Source organism: Kitasatospora putterlickiae (genome assembly GCF_039527695.1).
GTDB classification, from domain to species: Bacteria; Actinomycetota; Actinomycetes; order Streptomycetales; family Streptomycetaceae; genus Kitasatospora; species Kitasatospora putterlickiae.
On the sequence record NZ_BAAAKJ010000112.1, the window covers coordinates 5,964 to 22,061 of the forward strand.

Below are 16,098 nucleotides of genomic sequence, written 5' to 3' on the forward strand. Positions count from 1 at the left end.
CCCCGGCGGCCCGGCCGGCCGGCGTCCCGTCCGCGACCGCGGGCCGGCCCGGCTCCGGCAGCAGTGCGAGGAACCCGGCGGCGGTCAGGGGCAGCAGGGCCATCAGCAGGTACTGCCGGTGCGGGTCGATCCACGGTGACAGCGCGCCGACCAGGATCGGCGCCGCGACCAGGGAGGCCCGCGCGCTGCCCTGCATCAGGGTGAGGGCCTTGGACAGCCGCGCGCCGTCCAGGGCGGCGGCCAGGTAGCCGGTGGTGGCGGCGAAGGTGCCGCCGAGGAAGCCCTGGAGGACCAGGGCGAGGGTGAACGCGGTCAGCGAGTCGGCGGCTCCGGCCAGCAGGAAGGAGACGGTGAGGCCGAGTTGGGCGCGCAGCAGCAGCCGCTTGCGGCCGAACCGGTCGGCGAGCCGCCCCCAGAGCGGGGCGCCGAGGGCGCTGAACACCGTCGGCACGATGTACAGGACGCCCGCCCAGTCGCCGGCCGGGTCGCCGAGGCCGGGCAGGATCGCGGTCAGGTACGGCGGCAGGCCGAGGGCGGCGAAGGAGGCGACGAAGTAACAGGCGGCGACGGCGTGCACCTGGCGGCGGCCGAGTCCGCCGGGGTGGGCGGCGCCGGGTCCGGACGTCCGGGGCGGCGCGGCGATCGTCATCGCCCGCTTCCCGTCGCGCCGGAACCGGTGTGCGGAAGCAGGTAGTTGGGGCCGTCGGTGTAGTGCTTGTTGATGTCGGCGGCGCCCGAGCGCCGCTTGCTGAGCAGGGTTCCGGCGGTGACCATCGCCTTGACGGGCAGCCGTTCGGCGTCGAGCAGGGCGGCGCGCAGCGGTTCGGCGGCCGGTCCGGTGCGCTCGACGGCCTCGGTGAGCCGCTTGCGCGACAGTGCGAGCAGCTCGTCGAGTTCGGCCCGTCCGTGGGCGGCGAGGCCGAACGCCAGGGCGCCGGTGCACAGGTGGCCGGTGATGGTGGTGAACAGGTCGGTGAGCGGCCGGTCGTCGTCGGCGAAGACCCGGGCGTCGTCGAAGTCCTCGCGGGCGGGCGCGAGGTCGCCGAGGGTGGCGGCGAGGCGGCCGGAGTGGACGCGCGGGCCGTCGTCGTCCTTGTAGAGCAGGCGTGGGGCGCCGTCCTCGTCGAGGACGAGCGAGGTGTTCTGCTGGTGGGACTCCAGGGCGACGCCGTACCCGAAGAGCGTGGTCTGCCAGTCGAGCAGCAGCTCCAGCAGGGCGTCGTAGAGGGCGACCGGGTCGCCGCCGAAGAAGCGGTCGGCGAGGTGGTCGACCACCAGGCGCCCGTCCGCGCCGGGCGCCGGGGCGAGCAGGGCGGCGAGCGGGACGGTCACGGACCGTTCCAGTCCGGCCGGTTGGCGGCGCAGCAGCACGGCGAGCAGCTCGTGCCCGGCGTGGGCCCAGGTCTGCTCGTCGGCGTGCAGGATCCGCCCGGCGAAGCGCGGTTCGCGCGCCAGCACGGCCTCGACCAGCCGCTGCCCGGCGGCGCCGTCGCGCAGGGTGCCGGGCTTGATGGTGCGGCGGTTGAGCCGGCCGAGGGTGGCGGTGGCGAGCGGGAGTTTGAGGTGGTGGAGGGGGTCCTCGGCGACGGCGACGGTGCGCATCGACAGGGTGGGGACGACGGTGAGGTACGGGCGTTCGGCGAGCACGGCGCGTCCGGCGAGGCCGGTGGCGCGCAGCGCCTCGTCCAGGGCCGGGCCGACGGTGAGCGGGTGGACCGGCAGGGTCTCCCAGGCCTGGTCGCCGCCGGGCAGGTCGAGGCCCAGCCAGCCGGGGGTGGGCCACCAGCGCGGCCGTGGCCGTTCGCCGTGCCGGGTGAGCGTGCCGGCGGGCAGGGCGAGCCAGCGCAGCTCGAAGGCGGGGTGGAACTCCGGTGCGTGGGAGCGCAGCCGGGTCTCGTCGAGGCCGGCGCGGCCGCGCGCGGTGGGGTAGACGGGGTGGTCGAGGTAGGCGGCGAGGGTGTCGTGGCCGAGGGCGGCGGCGGGGCCGCTCCAGTGGGCCGGGTCGGCGCCGTAGAGGTCGGTGAGCGCGGTGTGGACCTCGTCGCGGACCCGGTCGTGCAGCTCCATGGTGGCGAGGGTCTCGCGGCACTCCTCGGCGAACGCGGCCCAGCCGGGCCGGTCCTCGGCGTCGGCGCGTCCGGCGAGGGCGGTGAGGACGGCGTCCAGACCGCCGGTGGGGCGGCCGTCGAGTTCGACGAGCGGGAGCCGGGCGGCGTACTCGCTCTGGAAGCCGTCGGCGGTGACGGGGACGGCGATCCGGTGTCCGGCGGCTACCAGCCAGCCGCCGTCGGCCCGTTGCTCCAGGGTGGCGCGGGTGCGCAGGCCGAGCACGTCCTCGCGCAGCAGCGCGGACAGCACCCGCAGCGCGAGGGTGTCGGCGGCGGCCGAGCGCGCGGGCGAACCGGCGGCGGGGCCGGTGGCGGGGGAAGCGGCGGCGGGGGCGCTCACGGGGTGATCTCCCAGCGGTTGGCGGCCAGGAAGCGGGCCACGGCGGCGTCGACGGCGGCCTGCTCGGGGCCGACCGCCCAGATCACGCCCAGGTAGTCCCGGTTGGTGCGGTAGTGCTCGTGCCGCTCGCCGACGGCGCGCACCGGCCGGTAGGCGAGCCGCACACCGTCGGCCCGCTCCCCGGCCCGCGCGTCGTACGGTCCGGGCGCGGCGGTGAGGGTTCCGGCCCGGTCGGCGCAGACGGCCTCGTTGCGGGCCCGCACGGTGGTGGCGGCGCAGCGTTCGCCGAGGTCGGCGGGCAGTTCGCGGCCGAGGTGGGCGGCGAGGATGTGCTCGAACAGCGGGATGCCGAGGATCTCGGCGAGCATGAGGTCGCACTGGTCGCCGATGGCGCGGTAGTTGACCTCGATGATCCGGGCCCGGCCGTCCGGCTGGACGACGAACTCGGTGTGGCAGGCGCCGAGTCCGACCCCGATCGCGTCCAGCTGGGCGAGCACCTGCGCGACCACGGCCGGCGGGTGCGCGGGGACGAACTCCAGCATCTCCTCGATGAAGTCCGGCGGCGGGGAGAGCCTGGTGCGGAACCCGCCGAGGACGTGCCGGCGGTGGCCGTCGCCGAGCGTCTCCAGCGTGCACAGCGCCCCGTCCAGGAACTCCTCGACGACCAGCGCGGCGCCGGGTCGCCTGGCCTGGATCTCCTTGGCGAGGCGCACCAGTTCCCCGGCGTCGGCGGCCAGCGTGACGTCCTCGCTGGCGACGCCCTCGCGCGGCTTGACGACGACCGGGAAGGGCAGGTCCGTATCGCGCAGCACGGACGGGTCCTGGTCCGGGGCGAGTTCGACGGAGCGGACGGCGTCGAGCCCGGCGGCGGCCAGGTGGCGGCGCAGCTGGCCCTTGTTCTTGGCCCGCAGGGTGGCCTTCCAGTCCTTGGCCGGCAGCCCGAAGTACTGGGCGGCGAGGGCGGTCTGGGTCTGCAGGTGGTCGCTGTTGCTGAAGACGGCGAAGGGCCGGCCGTCCTCCCGGGTGAGCCGCGATACCAGCCCGACGACCTCGCGGAAGTCGTGCACCTCGCACTCCACCACCTGGGGCCGGTGGGGCAGTTCGGCGTAGGCGTCGCGGTGGGCGTCGGCGTGGTCGGTGAGTACGGTGACGTCGAGTCCGAGCCGGCCGGCGGCCGGCAGGAATCCGTCGGTCACCGAGTCGGTCGGGTTGAGCGCGAGCAGGTAGAGGCGCATGGCAGGGTGGGTCCTCTCCGCTGGGGCGGTGTGGGGGAGGACGGGGGACGGGCTCCGCACGGCCCGCCCCCCGGTGCCTCCGGGCGTGGGGCCGGGCCTACTGGGGCGCGTCGACGCCCGCGGCCTTGGCGATGTCGACGAGCATGGCGTCGGCGGCCTGGACGCCGATGCCCGACATCCAGGTCTCGTCCGGCACGTTGAAGACCTTGTTGTTCTTGACGGCGTTCAGGCCCTGCCAGACCGGGGTGTTCTGGACCTCGCTCTGCTTGGTCTTGGTCGGGTCGTCGGCGACGGTGACGAAGACCAGGTCGGCGTCGGCCTGGTTGATCTGCTCGGCGCTGACCTCCAGCATCGACTTGTCGACGTCCTGCGAGGCCGGGCGGCCCAGACCGGCGTCCTTCAGCACGACGCCGCTGAACGACTGCTTCTGGTAGAGGCGGGTCGGGCCGGCCACGAAGCGGACCACGGAGGCGGTCGGCGCGGTGCCGCCGTTCTTGGCCTTGATCGCCTCGCCGAGCTTGGCGGCGCGGGCCTCGTAGTCGGCGAGCGCCTTCTTGGCCTCCGCCTCCTTGCCGAGCGCCTGCGCGTACAGGGCGAGGTTCTCCTTCCACGGGAAGCCGGTGGTCTCGGCGAGCACGGTCGGGGCGATCGCGTTGAGCTTGTCGTAGACCTTGGCGTGCCGGACCTTCGAGGAGAGGATCAGGTCGGGCTTGAGGGAGGTGATCAGCTCCAGGTTCGGCTCGTTCATCGGGCCGACGTCCTTGGCGTCCTTGATCTTGTCCTTGAGGTAGCTCGGGAAGCCGCCCTCGGTCTTCATGTGCGGGGAGACCGCGCCGACCGGAGTGATGCCGAGCAGGGTGACGTCGTCCAGCTCGCCGCTGTCCAGGACGACCACGCGCTTGGGCTGGGCCTTGATCTCGGCGGTGCCGGCCGCGTGGGTGACGGTGCGCGGGAAGGCGGCGGCCGAGCCGGCGGCGGAGGTGCCGTCGGCGGCGGGCTTGGCGGTGTCGTTGCCGCCCTTGCCGTCGCTGCCGCAGGCGGCGAGCAGGGTGGTGGAGAGCGCGACGGCCAGGACGGCGACGGGGAGTCTGCGGGCGCGGGTGGAGCGGTTCATGAGGGGTTCCTTGTCTCGGTTCAGGGGCAGGGCAGGGCGGGGGAGGGTCGGGGGTGGAGCGGGGGCGCGGCCGGGCAGGGCGGGTCAGGACCCGGCGGGCCAGGTCAGGCCGGTCCGGGGCCGGCGGGGGAGCGGCGGGGTCAGTCGCGGGCGGCGGCCCGGCGCGACCGGGCCTTCGGGACGACCAGCGGCGTGCCGGTCTCGGGGTCGGGGACCACCTGGCAGGGCACCTGGAAGACGCGTTCCACCAGCTCGGCGGTGAGGATCTCGCCCGGCGCCCCGGCGGCGGCGAGCCGGCCGTCCTGGAGGACGACCAGGTGGTCCGCGTACCGGGCGGCCTGACCGAGGTCGTGCAGCACCATGACGACCGTGCGCCCGGCCTCGGCGTGCAGGTCGGCGACCAGGTCGAGGACGTCGAGCTGGTGGCGCAGGTCGAGGAAGGTGGTGGGCTCGTCGAGCAGCAGCAGGTCGGTGTCCTGGGCGAGCGCGAGCGCGATCCAGGCGCGCTGGCGCTGGCCGCCGGAGAGCCGGTCGACCTGCTGGTCGCGCAGCCCGGTCATGCCGGTGCGCTCCAGCGCCTCGTCGACGGCGGCCTGGTCGGCCTTGGACCACGGGGTGAGCATCCGCTGGTGCGGGAAGCGGCCGAGCCGGACCAGCGCCTCGACGGTGACCGCCTCGGGCGTGACGGGCTGCTGGGGCAGCAGGCCCATCCGCCGCGCGAGCGCCCGGGCGGGCATCCGGTGGATGTCGGAGCCGTCCAGGGTGACGGTGCCGGCGGCGGGGTCGAGCAGGCGGGTGAGGCCGCGCAGCAGGGTGGACTTGCCGCAGGCGTTGGGCCCGACGATGGCGGTGACGGCGTTGCCGGGCAGGTCGAGGTCGAGGCCGTCGACGATGGTCCGGCTGCCGTAGCGCAGGCCGAGGCCGCGGGCGGCGAGCCGGTTCGTCGCCTTGTCGACAACCGGGGCGCCCTTGACCGGGGCGCCGGCGCCGGTGGTGGCCGTGTCGGGGGTCATCAGCTGCTCCTCTGGGGAAGCCGGCCCTGGCGGATCATCAGCACCAGGAGCCAGGGCGCGCCGAGCGTGGCGGTGACGGCACCGACCGGCAGGCCGTGGACGGGGATCACGTGGAGCACGAGGAGGTCGGAGGCGAGCAGCAGCAGGGAGCCGGTCAGCGCGGTCAGGCCGAGCGTGCCGAGGGTGGGCGGCCCGGCGAGCAGCCGGACCAGGTGCGGCACGGCGAGCGCGACGAACGCGACCGGTCCGGTGAGCGCGGCGGCGAGCGAGGCCAGCGCGATGGTGAGCAGGAGCAGCAGGACGCGGTCGCGCCGCGGGTCGAGGCCGAGGCCGCCGGCCGAGTCGTCGCCCAGGTCGAGGACGGCGACCCGCCGCTGGCAGAGCACCACGGCGGCGGCGGTGGCGGCGATGGCGGCGCCGCCGGTCCCGACCTCGGTCCAGGTGCGGCCGTAGAGCGAGCCGGTGGTCCACTGCATCGCCGAGGAGGCGAGTTCGGCCGGGAAGCGGACGATCATCAGATTGACGGCGGCGGCGAGGCCCTGCTGGACCGCCAGCCCGACCAGGACCAGCCGGGTGACGGCCATCCGGGAGCGCCAGGCGAAGCCGCCGAGCAGCAGCGCGGCCAGCAGGCCGTCGCCCAGGGCGGCCAGCGGGATGTACTGCTGCGAGGCGCCGATGGCCAGCACCAGCACCGCCCCGAAGGACGCGCCGCCGGTGACGCCGATGGTGTCGGGCGAGGCGAGCGGGTTGCGGAACAGCCGCTGGAGCATCGAGCCGGCCACCGCCAGCCCGGCGCCCGCGATCAGCGCCGAGACCACGCGCGGGGCGCGGAACTCCTGGACCACCAGGACGTTGCCGGAGTCGCCGAGCCCGACCAGCGCGCGCAGCGCCTCCCAGACGGTCATCCGGACCTGGCCGGTGCCGAGCGCGACTCCGGTGAGCAGGACCAGCAGCACGGCCACCACCACGGACCAGGCGGCCGTGCGGGCGCGTCGGCGGGCGGCGGAGGTTCCGGTGCTGGTGCTGGTGCCGGCGCCGGTGCGTCCGCCGTCGGCGCCGTCGGTGTGGGCGAGGGCCGGCGCGCTCATCGGGCCGCCTTGCGGGCCAGCACCGCGAGCAGCGGCGCGCCGAGGAAGGCCGTCACGATGCCGACCTCCAGTTCGGAGGGCCGGGCCACCAGCCGGCCGAGCACGTCGGCGGCGAGCAGCAGCACCGGACCGGCGATCAGACAGCCGGGCAGCAGCGCCCGGTGGTCGTTGCCGAGCAGTGGGCGCACCAGGTGCGGGGCGGCCAGGCCGATGAACGCGACCGGCCCGGCGACGGCGACCGCGGAACCGGCGAGCAGGACGACCGCGAGCCCGCCGAGCACCCGGATCCTGGCCACCGGCACGCCCAGCGACTGGGCGGTCTCGTCGCCGAGCGCGAGCGCGTTGAGCGCGGGCGCGACGGCGAACGCGCCGATCAGGCCGAGCGCCAGGAACGGCAGCACGGGCAGCAGGGTCTCCAGTTGGCGTCCGGCGACCGAGCCGGCCAGCCAGAACCGGGCCTCGTCCAGGGTGCGGTGACTGGCCAGCATCAGCGCGGACGTCCACGAGGTGAGCACCACGGTCAGCACGGTGCCGCCGAGCGCGAGGCGCACCGGGTCGAGGTCCCCGCCCCGGCGTGACATCGCGTACGCGGTGACGGCGGCCAGCGCGGCTCCGGCGAAGGCGAACCAGATGTACTCGATGGGGCGGGTCAGCTCGAAGGTGTAGATCGCGGCGACCACGGCGAAGCCCGCGCCGGCGTTGATGCCGAGGGTGACCGGCGAGGCGAGCGGGTTGCGGGTGACGCCCTGGGCGACCGCCCCGGCGACGCCGAGCGCGGCTCCGACGGCGAGTCCGATGAGCGTGCGCGGTACCCGCAGGCCCGTGACCACATCGGCGTCGCCGCCGTGCTCACTGCCGGTCAGCGCGCCGATGACGGTGCCGAGCGGGATGGTGCGGGATCCGAGCGCGAGGCTCAGCGCGGCGCACAGCGCGAGCACGCCGAGCGCGGCGGCGAGCACGAGCGGAAGCCGGGCCGGCGAGCGGCGGGTCGGAGCCGGGGCCGCGGGGGCCGGTGGATCGGTGGTGAGCACGGGGGGAGATCTTAGGTTAGGCATGCCTAATACCGTCAAGTCCTGGCGTGATTGGTCCGTACCGGGGGTGTTGGCGGGCGAACCGGCGGGCTCGGCGCGAAGTGGTCGCGGAGTGCCTATAAGGTGAGGCTCACCTAACGCGATCTCGGGAGTGCCGATGATCTTCTCGGGTCCACCCCTGGCCGCCGCCGCGCCGGCCGACGTGCCGACCGGCGTGCCTGCCGCCGCACCGGTCGACGTGCCCGCCAGCGCGCCTGCCTCCGCGCCTGCCGCCGCTCCGCTTCCCGTGAACCCGCTGGACGCCGACTACCGGCGGCTGCTGGACCTCTGTCCCGTGCTCCGGGTGCGACTGCTCGCGGCGGACGAGCCCGCCCCCGAGCGGGCGCGGGGCTGGTACTCCGCCGCCGAACTGGCCGAGGACCCGGACGCGCTGGCGCGGGCGCTGGCCGGCGAGGCCGCCCGGATCGCCCCCGTCGCCGCCGCGCACGGCACCGCCCCGCGCCCGCACGTGGCCGCCTCCCGGCTGCTGCACCACTACCTCTGGTCGCTTTGCGTGCTGATCGCGGGGCCCTGGTGGCTGACCCGGCGCGTCCCCTCGATTGACGGCGCGGACCTGTGGCTCCACGCCCCCACGGGTGACCTCGCGCTCCGTCCGGGCGCCTACGTCACGCTCCCCGGTGAGGACGAGCTGCGCGCCGAACTGCGCGCCGCCGTCGTCAGCCACGCCGAACCACTGCTCGCCGCCTTCGCCGCCCCCACCCGGCGCGGCACCCGCGCGCTGTGGGGCATGGTCACCGACGACCTGGCCTCGGCGATCTGGTACCTCGGCAAGCGGCTCGACGCGTGCGCCCCGGGCTCCGGCACCGCGCAGGAGGACGCCGCCGTCGCCGCCGCCGGGGCCGTCCTGCCCGGTCGCACCGACCCGCTCCCCGGCGCCGCCGCCTTCCGGACGCTGCGCGGTGAGGACGGCCGCGGCCACCACACCCGCACCCGCCTCGGCTGCTGCCTCTACTACGCCGTCGAACCCCGCCGGGCCTGCATCACCTGCCCGCGCACCGACGACGAGGAGCGGCTGCGCCGGCTCTGACGGATCGTCCGGCGCGCCCACGGGTAGGCTCGGCGCCCGTGATCGACTCCACCACCCACATCCGGGTCGCGCGCCCCTCCCGGGACCTCGCCGCCGCCGAGCGCTTCTACGCCGACGGCCTCGGCCTCACCGTGCTGTGGCGCAGCACCGAACGCGCCCCCGGTGAGCACGACCTCCTGATGGTCGGCCCGTCCGGCGGCGGCTGGCACTTCGAACTCACCCACGACCCCGAGCACCCGATCGAGCCCGCGCCCACCGTCGACGACCTCTTCGTCGTCTACCTCGGCGCCCCCGTCGACGAGGCGCTCGTCCGGCACCTGGAGGACGCCGGGGGCACCCGGGTGCCCGCCCACAACCCGTACTGGGACGAGTACGGCGTCACCGTGGCCGACCCGGATGGCTACCGGCTGGTGCTCTGCGTCCGCGACTGGAGCTCCTGACCGCCCGCAGGGTCCTTGAGCGGCGCGCCGGCCGCACCGGGTGCGACGTCCGCGCCGCTTCGCGCTGTGGTGTGCCGTGCGCGCCGCTCAAGGACCCTCGGGCGTCGGTGCCCGTCTGACGTCGGGTCAGAGCAGGACGTCGGCCAGCCGCTTGAGGTCGTCGCGGACCGACTCCCGCTCCTCCTCGGTGAGTTCGGCGGCGACCACTTCGGCCCGCCGGGTGAAGGACTCCGCGCTGGCGCCGTCCGCGAGGCGGTGCGACAGGTCGGCGCGCAGCGCGAGGATGCGGAACAGCAGGACCGGCGGCGGCGGTCCGTCCGGCCGCGCCAGCGCGCGGTCCAGCACCCGGGCGGCCGCGGCCGGGTCCTCCTTGGAGTCGGCGAACAGCGCCGCGTGGTGCAGCGCCTTCGCGAACGGCTCCTCGGGCGCGGGCTGGTGCCGCTGGTCGGCGCGGATCGGCTGGCCGATCCGCAGGCAGTTGCCGCCGGGGTCGGTCACCAGGAACTGCCGTACGCCGTGCGAGGTGTCGCCGACCGGCCCGATCCGCGGCAGGCCGCGCGTCGGCACCCGTCCGTAGGCGGATCGCAGGCCTTCCTGGAACGCGGCGTGCAGCGCGTCCACGTCGTCCGTGCGGACCAGGCAGGTGCTGTACGAGGCGCCCGGGTCGTACTGCTTCATGCCGAAGAAGTGCAGCTGGATGGCGCCGCGCTGGACCACGGCGTACGGGCTGGGGCTCCGCTGATGGAGCGTCACCTCGAAGCCGAGCGCGCTGTAGAACTCGAGAACTGGTGGGAGGGCCTGACAAGGCAGGATCGGAACCGTCGATTCGACCATGCCCGCTGACTTTACCCCTGGTTGACCGCGAATCGGACGCTTCCGGTCAGATGTCGACGCCGGGAATACGACGTCCGTACGCAAGGAGTAGCAGCTCCTGGCGCGGCCCGGCGACCGTCCGCCTACCGCTTCCGTACGACCGGCCGGGGTCGGTGGCGCACGGTTCGGCGGCGTCCAGGCGGGCCCCGACGAACCGCGGGCTGCGCGGAGTGACGCCGGCAGGCGGGGACGCGGCCGCTCGACGGGCGCCCGGTGGTCGAGGCCGAGCGCGAAGGTGATGTCCAGGCCGTGCGGGACGTCGTGCCCCCGTGCGGAGGCGAGCGCCGGGATCCTGCGCCGGAAGCCCATGCTCATGTGCTTCGTCACTCCGCGTACGCGCCAACCCGCGCGAACCGAGGGCGGGTTCCACTGCGTGAAGGACAGGGCGTCCACGACGTCGGCGAGTTCGCTCCGCTCGGCGGGAGGACGGGCGTGGGTGTTCTCCGTGATCACCAGGCCGCGGGACGGAACGGGCATCAGCCAAGAGCTGGTTCTTCCGGTCCCTGGAATCGCCGGTCGTGGAGCTTCGGCAGGTGCCGTACCTGGTGGCGGTGGTCGAGGAGGGCGGATTCACCCGGGCGGCCGAGCGCCTGCACCTCGCGCAACCCGGGATCAGCGCACAGACCTGGCCATGTCCGCCGTCCTCCCGTCGACCGCCGCATCCCCGTATCCACGACTCTCTGCCCCGGAGGTGCGGTCCCGGGTGGAAGTCTTCCCTGTCCACGGACGGATCGTCCGCGTCCGGCCGGCGGATAAGGCGATGGATTGCGGTTTCCCTGCCTTGATTTGACGGTCGGTCGAATCGCTGCGGCAGGGTCCTGTCCGGCCGTCCGCGAGGGCTATCCGGCGGACAGGATGGTGCTCACGGAGCCCCACCCGACGTCGGACGGCCGGGAGGCGCTCCCGGTGTCGCGGTCACGAGTCGCCGAGGGGGCCTCGGTGGTGTCGGGGGTTGCGGGTGCGTCGGCCGGGCCTCCGTGGGTGTCGTGATCGTCGGTGGGGGCGGGGTGGCGGCGGCGCTCCTCCCACTCGTCGCGGAGCATGCCGAAGAGCAGGCGGTCGTAGCGGGTGCCGGCTACGAGGACGGCGGCCCGGCGGCGGCCCTCCTCGCGGAAGCCGAGGCGGGTGAACGCGCGGGCGGCGCGGGCGTTGCCGCTCCAGGTGTCCAGCTCCAGGCGGTGCAGCGGGAAGGCGCCGAACAGGTGGTCCACCAGCAGGCCGAGCGCCTCGGAGCCGTGGCCGTGGTCCCAGAACTCCCGTTCGCCGATGGCGATCCCGACCTCGGCGACGCCCTCGTACGGGTTGAGGCCCCGGTAGTCGACCAGGCCGATCGGACGGCCGCCGGCCGTCTCCTCGACGGTCAGCATGGCGCCCTCGCGCGGGTTGAGGCGCAGGATCCGTTCGAACTTCTCCGCCAGCGCCTCGGCGGTGACCGGGCCGAAGAGCGGATCCCCGGCCGCCGCCAGTCGGACCACCTCGGGGTCGTTGCGCCACCGGAGCTGGTGCTCGGCGTCCTCGGCGCGCATGGCACGCAGTCGTACTGACTTACCTTCGATCATGATCGGATGGTAGGCCGGACCGCTGTCAGCCGGTGAGGTGATGGCGGATCTGGTCGAGGATCAGGCCGGCGCCGGTGTAGCCGATGCCGAGCATCCAGAGGTTGTCGTCGACCTGGTAGACCTTGCCGGCGCGGACGGCGTCGAGCCTGTTCCACAGCGTGCCACCGACGATCTTCGCCCGGTCGGACTTGGCCTCGTCGCCGTAGACCGAGTAGAAGATGACGTCGGCGGCGGCCTGGTCGACCTGCTCGGGGCTGATCTCGATGGAGAAGCCCGGCTTGTTCTGGTTGGCGGGGCGGCCGACGCCGAGGTCGGTGAGGATCGAGCCGATGAAGGTGTCGTTCAGGTAGAGGCGGGTGGGCGCGCCGGCCAGGAAGCGGGCCATCTCGACCTTGAGGGCGGCCGCCTTCTCCTCGCCGCCGAGCGCGGTGACCAGTTCGGCGAGCTTCGCCCGGTACGCCTGTTCGGCGGACGCCGCCTCGCTCTGGCGGCCGAGGGCCTCGGCGTGCAGGCGGACGTTCTCCTTCCAGACGGGGCCGGTGGTCTTGCTCAGCACGGTCGGCGCGATCTTGGAGAGCTCGTCGTAGCGCTTGTCGTCGCGGACCTGGTTGCTGAGGATGACGTCGGGGTGGAGGGCGGCGATGGCCTCCAGGTCGGGCGCGCCGATGATGCCGACGGTCTTGACGCCGGCGAGGCGTTCGGCGGGGAGATAGGCGGAGAGCGGCACGCCGGCGGCGACCGTGGTGGCGCCGACCGGGGTGACGCCCAGGGTGACGGCGGAATCCAGGGCGTCGGTGTCCAGCACGACGACCCGGCCGGCCCGCGCCGGGACGGTGCTCTCGCCGCGCGCGTGCCGCACGACGCGCCCGTCCGGGGCGTTCGATCCGCCCGCCTTCGCCGGGCCGCCGGAGCCGCAGGCGGTGAGCGCGAGCCCGGAGGCGAGCCCGGCGGTCAGCGTGAGCAGTCGGCGGCGGGTCAGGTGCGCGGGGAGGGGGCGGGCGGGGGCGTCGGGCATCGGGCGACTCCGTTCCGGAGGCAGACGGCGAGGCGTCCCGTTCCCTGCCCGGCGGCGCGGATCGTTACGCCTGGGGGCGACCGCGGAGGCTGTCAGCCGCCGTCCTCCTGCTGCTCCATCCGCTGGCGAAGCAGTGCGTCGTACTCGGCGTGCACCCGGCGGTCCATCGCCAGCGCGAACTGGGCGTCGGTGACCGTCCGGGCCAGGGGGCGGATCCGCAGCACCTGCTCGGTCAGTTTGGCGGCCTCGCCGGGCGGCAGCGGGTGATCGACGGCGAGCGCGCCGAGCAGGTGCTCGCGCACCAGGGAGGTGAAGATGTCGGCGATCGCCGTCACGTGCTCCTGGGTCCGCCGGCTGGCCTCCAGCACCACCGCAAGCGGCACGCCCTCCGCTACCAGGGCGGTGGTGGCGTCCATCAGCCGCCGGCTGACGTGGGTGATCCCGTCCTCCTCGACCGTGATGAAGCCCTGGGCGAGGGACTCGGCGGTGTTCTCCTCGGTGAGCTGGTCGCCGAGCGTGGCCTTCAGTTCGTCCCAGCCGAGATGGACCGGCGTCTCGTCGGACCACGGCCCGATGAGCGCCGCCTCCAGACCGATCAGCTCGGCGACGTCCCGCCCGCTCTCGCCGGCGCCGATGAGTTCGGCGATGCCGCCCAGGGTGTGGCCGCGTTCCAGCAGTTCGGCGATCATCCGCAGCCGGGCCAGGTGGGCCTCGCCGTACCAGGCGATCCGGCCCTCCCTGCGGGGCGGCTGGAGGAGTTTCCGTTCGCGGTAGAAGCGCAGGGTGCGGGTGGTGATCTCGGCCGCTTTGGCCAGTTCCTCCACCCGGAACTCGCGTTGTCCGTCCTCGCCGGCAGCCTCGACCTTGTCCACGGCGCTCAGCATAGGACGGGCGATCGTCCGATCGTGTCGGTCGGGCTTCTTCCATCAACTGTCAGCAAGGGCTACCCTGCCAATCGCGCCAGTGATTGCTGGCGCGGTTGGAGTGACCCGCGCCGTGCCGCTGTGAGCAGCGGCGACGCGCCCCACGGCCCCACCCCCAGGAGGACGCCGCATGGCATCCAGCAGCAAGCGCCCCCGCTCCCGCGCGTCCGACACCGACGCCGCCTCCGGCGTCACCGCCGAGGCCCCCGACGCGACGGCCTCCGACGCAACCGCCCCTGACCAGGCCGCGTCCGCCAGGGAGCAGCCAGCCCAGGAACAGCCCGCCCAGGAACAGCTTGTCGAGGAGCAGCCCGTCCCGCACGTCCGGGTCGCCGTCATCGGCTCCGGCTTCGGCGGCCTCGGCGCGGGCGTCCGGCTGCGTCGCGCCGGCATCACCGACTTCGTCATCCTGGAGCGCGCCGACTCGGTCGGTGGCACCTGGCGCGACAACAGCTACCCGGGCTGCGCCTGCGACGTCCCCTCGCACCTCTACTCCTTCTCCTTCGCCCCCAACCCCGACTGGCCGCGCAGCTTCTCCGGTCAGCCCGACATCCGCTCCTACCTGGAGAAGGTCACCGACGTCTTCGGGCTGCGCCCACATCTGCGGCTCAACACCGAGGTGATCGAGGCCCGTTGGGACGTCGAGCGGACCCACTGGCGGATCGCCACCACGGTCGGCCGGTGGACCGCCGACGCCATCGTCTCCGCCTCGGGACCGCTCGCCGACCCGCAGATCCCCGACCTTCCCGGCCTGGACTCCTTCCCGGGCACGGTGTTCCACTCCTCCCGCTGGGACCACGACGTCGACCTCGCCGGCAAGCGCGTCGCGATGGTCGGCACCGGGGCCTCCGCCGCCCAGATCATCCCGGCGATCCAGCCGAAGGCCGGGCGGCTCACGGTCTTCCAGCGCACCCCCGCCTGGGTCCTGCCGCGCCGCGACCGGACGATCACCGGGCTGGAGAAGTGGCTGCACGGCCGGTTCCCGTTCACCGCCAAGGTCCGCCGAGGCGCCCTGTTCGCGCTGCGCGAGATCCAGGTGGACGCCTTCGTCCGGCGGCCGGGCCTGCTCAAGGTGGTCCAGCGACTCGCCGAACGGCACATCGCGGACGGCGTCGCCGACCCGGCCCTGCGCGCCCGGCTCACGCCCGACTACCGGATCGGCTGCAAGCGGATCCTGCTCAGCAACACCTACTATCCGGCGCTCGCAGCCGCCAACACCGAGGTGGTGTCCGGCGGTTTGCGCGAGGTGCGCGGCTCGACCCTGGTCGCCGCCGACGGCAGCGAGCACGAGGCGGACGCGATCGTCTTCGGCACCGGCTTCCACGTCACCGACATGCCCTTGGGATCCCGGGTGTTCGGCGTCAACGGCACCAGCTTCGCCGAGGAGTGGAAGGAGGGCATGGAGGCGCTGCGCGGGTCGACCGTGCACGGCTTCCCGAACTTCTTCTTCGTCGTCGGCCCCAACACCGGCCTCGGCAACAGCTCGATGATCCTGATGATCGAATCCCAGCTCAACTACCTGATCGACGCCTTGAAGACGCTCGACGAGATCGGCGCGACCGCCATGCAGCCCACCGCCCGGGCGCAGCGCCGCTGGAACCTCGAACTCCAGCACCGGATGGACCGCACCGTCTGGACCACCGGCGGCTGCCGCAGCTGGTACTTGGACAAGAGCGGCAAGAACACCGTGCTCTGGCCGGGATCGACCACCTCGTTCCGCCGCGCCACCCGGAAGGTCGACCTCGCCGAGTACGAGCTGATCCTCCGCCAGGACGGTCGGGGCCGCCCGGGTCTTCCCGCGACCGCCGCCGAGGCCGGGGAGGTCCTGGTATGAGCCGCCCGCCGATTCCCGCCGACCTCCTGCCGCCCGTTCCCGTCGAGGAGTTGGCCGTCCATTCGGCCGACGGGACCAGGCTGCACGTCGAGGTGCACGGACAGCCCGGAGCCCCGACCGTGGTGCTCGCGCACGGCTGGACCTGCTCGACGCGCTTCTGGGCACCGGTGATCCACCGGCTCGCCGACCGGTACCGGGTGGTGGCCTACGACCAGCGCGGCCACGGCCGCAGCGAGGTGCCGCCGAGCCGCGTGCGCTATTCGACCCGCGCGCTGGGCGAGGACCTGGCGGCGGTGCTCACCCGGGTCGTCCCGCCGGGGGAGCGGGCCGTGCTGGCCGGTCACAGCATGGGCGGCATGACCGTCATGGCGGGCGCCGCCCGGCCCGAGGTCGCGGTGGGCGGCGGCGGCCAGCAGGGCGGCGAACAGCGGTGCCGGG

15 protein-coding genes and 2 pseudogenes are annotated in these 16,098 nt (G+C 74.4%); 5 read left to right on the plus strand and 12 right to left on the minus strand.

Annotated features, from left to right (window positions below):
• From ABD308_RS11715 to ABD308_RS11745, 7 genes are all read right to left on the minus strand, one after another.
• On the minus strand, positions 1-649 hold a 649-nt coding region (locus ABD308_RS11715), incomplete at its 3' end, for an MFS transporter (RefSeq protein WP_344332052.1).
• Positions 646-2,448 carry an IucA/IucC family protein gene (locus ABD308_RS11720; protein ID WP_344332055.1) on the minus strand — a complete coding sequence of 601 codons (1,803 nt, stop codon included), beginning with the start codon at positions 2,446-2,448 and terminating at the stop codon, positions 646-648. The genes ABD308_RS11720 and ABD308_RS11715, both read right to left, overlap by 4 nt.
• The gene (locus tag ABD308_RS11725) at positions 2,445-3,683 is read right to left on the minus strand and encodes an ATP-grasp domain-containing protein (RefSeq protein ID WP_344332057.1); all 1,239 of its coding nucleotides are present in this window, start codon (positions 3,681-3,683) and stop codon (positions 2,445-2,447) included. The genes ABD308_RS11720 and ABD308_RS11725 overlap by 4 nt, the downstream gene beginning before the upstream one ends.
• A 97-nt stretch (positions 3,684-3,780) precedes the next feature.
• Positions 3,781-4,797 (minus strand): ABC transporter substrate-binding protein, encoded by a 1,017-nt coding sequence (locus ABD308_RS11730; RefSeq protein ID WP_344332059.1) that lies wholly within the window; start codon positions 4,795-4,797, stop codon positions 3,781-3,783.
• Between the two features lie 140 nt (positions 4,798-4,937).
• Positions 4,938-5,810 (minus strand): ABC transporter ATP-binding protein, encoded by an 873-nt coding sequence (locus ABD308_RS11735; protein WP_344332061.1) that lies wholly within the window; start codon positions 5,808-5,810, stop codon positions 4,938-4,940.
• Complete coding sequence (locus tag ABD308_RS11740) at positions 5,810-6,898, minus strand: FecCD family ABC transporter permease (protein WP_344332066.1); 1,089 nt, start codon at positions 6,896-6,898, stop codon at positions 5,810-5,812. Before ABD308_RS11740 ends, ABD308_RS11735 begins: the two co-directional genes overlap by 1 nt.
• On the minus strand, positions 6,895-7,953 hold the full coding sequence (locus ABD308_RS11745) for a FecCD family ABC transporter permease (RefSeq protein ID WP_425554743.1): 1,059 nt from the start codon (positions 7,951-7,953) through the stop codon (positions 6,895-6,897). Before ABD308_RS11745 ends, ABD308_RS11740 begins: the two co-directional genes overlap by 4 nt.
• Positions 7,954-8,086: 133 nt before the next feature.
• Here ABD308_RS11745 and ABD308_RS11750 point away from each other — a divergent pair, with 133 nt between their 5' ends.
• Both ABD308_RS11750 and ABD308_RS11755 read left to right on the plus strand, forming a co-directional pair.
• Complete coding sequence (locus tag ABD308_RS11750; RefSeq protein WP_344332069.1) at positions 8,087-9,016, plus strand: (2Fe-2S)-binding protein; 930 nt, start codon at positions 8,087-8,089, stop codon at positions 9,014-9,016.
• 38 nt (positions 9,017-9,054) lie between these two features.
• Complete coding sequence (locus ABD308_RS11755) at positions 9,055-9,456, plus strand: VOC family protein (protein ID WP_344332070.1); 402 nt, start codon at positions 9,055-9,057, stop codon at positions 9,454-9,456.
• Between the two features lie 126 nt (positions 9,457-9,582).
• Here the strand turns inward: ABD308_RS11755 and ABD308_RS11760 are convergent, their stop codons facing one another.
• Positions 9,583-10,290 (minus strand): bleomycin resistance protein, encoded by a 708-nt coding sequence (locus ABD308_RS11760; protein ID WP_344332074.1) that lies wholly within the window; start codon positions 10,288-10,290, stop codon positions 9,583-9,585.
• 204 nt (positions 10,291-10,494) lie between these two features.
• Positions 10,495-10,806, minus strand: a pseudogene (locus ABD308_RS39650) (maleylpyruvate isomerase N-terminal domain-containing protein); the annotation flags it as partial.
• A gap of 41 nt (positions 10,807-10,847) precedes the next feature.
• Between ABD308_RS39650 and ABD308_RS11765 the strand changes: the two are divergent.
• Positions 10,848-10,952, plus strand: a pseudogene (locus ABD308_RS11765) (LysR family transcriptional regulator); the annotation flags it as partial.
• Between the two features lie 216 nt (positions 10,953-11,168).
• On the opposite strand, the gene ABD308_RS11770 reads toward ABD308_RS11765, so the two are convergent.
• The 3 genes from ABD308_RS11770 to ABD308_RS11780 form a co-directional block, all read right to left on the minus strand.
• The gene (locus ABD308_RS11770) at positions 11,169-11,888 is read right to left on the minus strand and encodes a GNAT family N-acetyltransferase (RefSeq protein WP_344332079.1); all 720 of its coding nucleotides are present in this window, start codon (positions 11,886-11,888) and stop codon (positions 11,169-11,171) included.
• A 25-nt stretch (positions 11,889-11,913) separates the two neighbouring features.
• Positions 11,914-12,903, minus strand: a complete 990-nt coding sequence (locus ABD308_RS11775; protein WP_344332084.1) for an ABC transporter substrate-binding protein — start codon at positions 12,901-12,903, stop codon at positions 11,914-11,916.
• A 92-nt stretch (positions 12,904-12,995) separates the two neighbouring features.
• Positions 12,996-13,775, minus strand: coding sequence for a MerR family transcriptional regulator (locus ABD308_RS11780; protein ID WP_344332088.1), 780 nt, complete (start codon positions 13,773-13,775; stop codon positions 12,996-12,998).
• A 181-nt stretch (positions 13,776-13,956) separates the two neighbouring features.
• Between ABD308_RS11780 and ABD308_RS11785 the strand changes: the two genes are divergently transcribed.
• Together ABD308_RS11785 and ABD308_RS11790 are read left to right on the plus strand one after the other, a co-directional pair.
• Positions 13,957-15,660, plus strand: a complete 1,704-nt coding sequence (locus ABD308_RS11785) for a flavin-containing monooxygenase (RefSeq protein ID WP_344332093.1) — start codon at positions 13,957-13,959, stop codon at positions 15,658-15,660.
• Positions 15,657-16,098: alpha/beta fold hydrolase (locus ABD308_RS11790; RefSeq protein WP_344332099.1), on the plus strand; the 442-nt coding region annotated here is incomplete at its 3' end. The genes ABD308_RS11785 and ABD308_RS11790, both read left to right, overlap by 4 nt.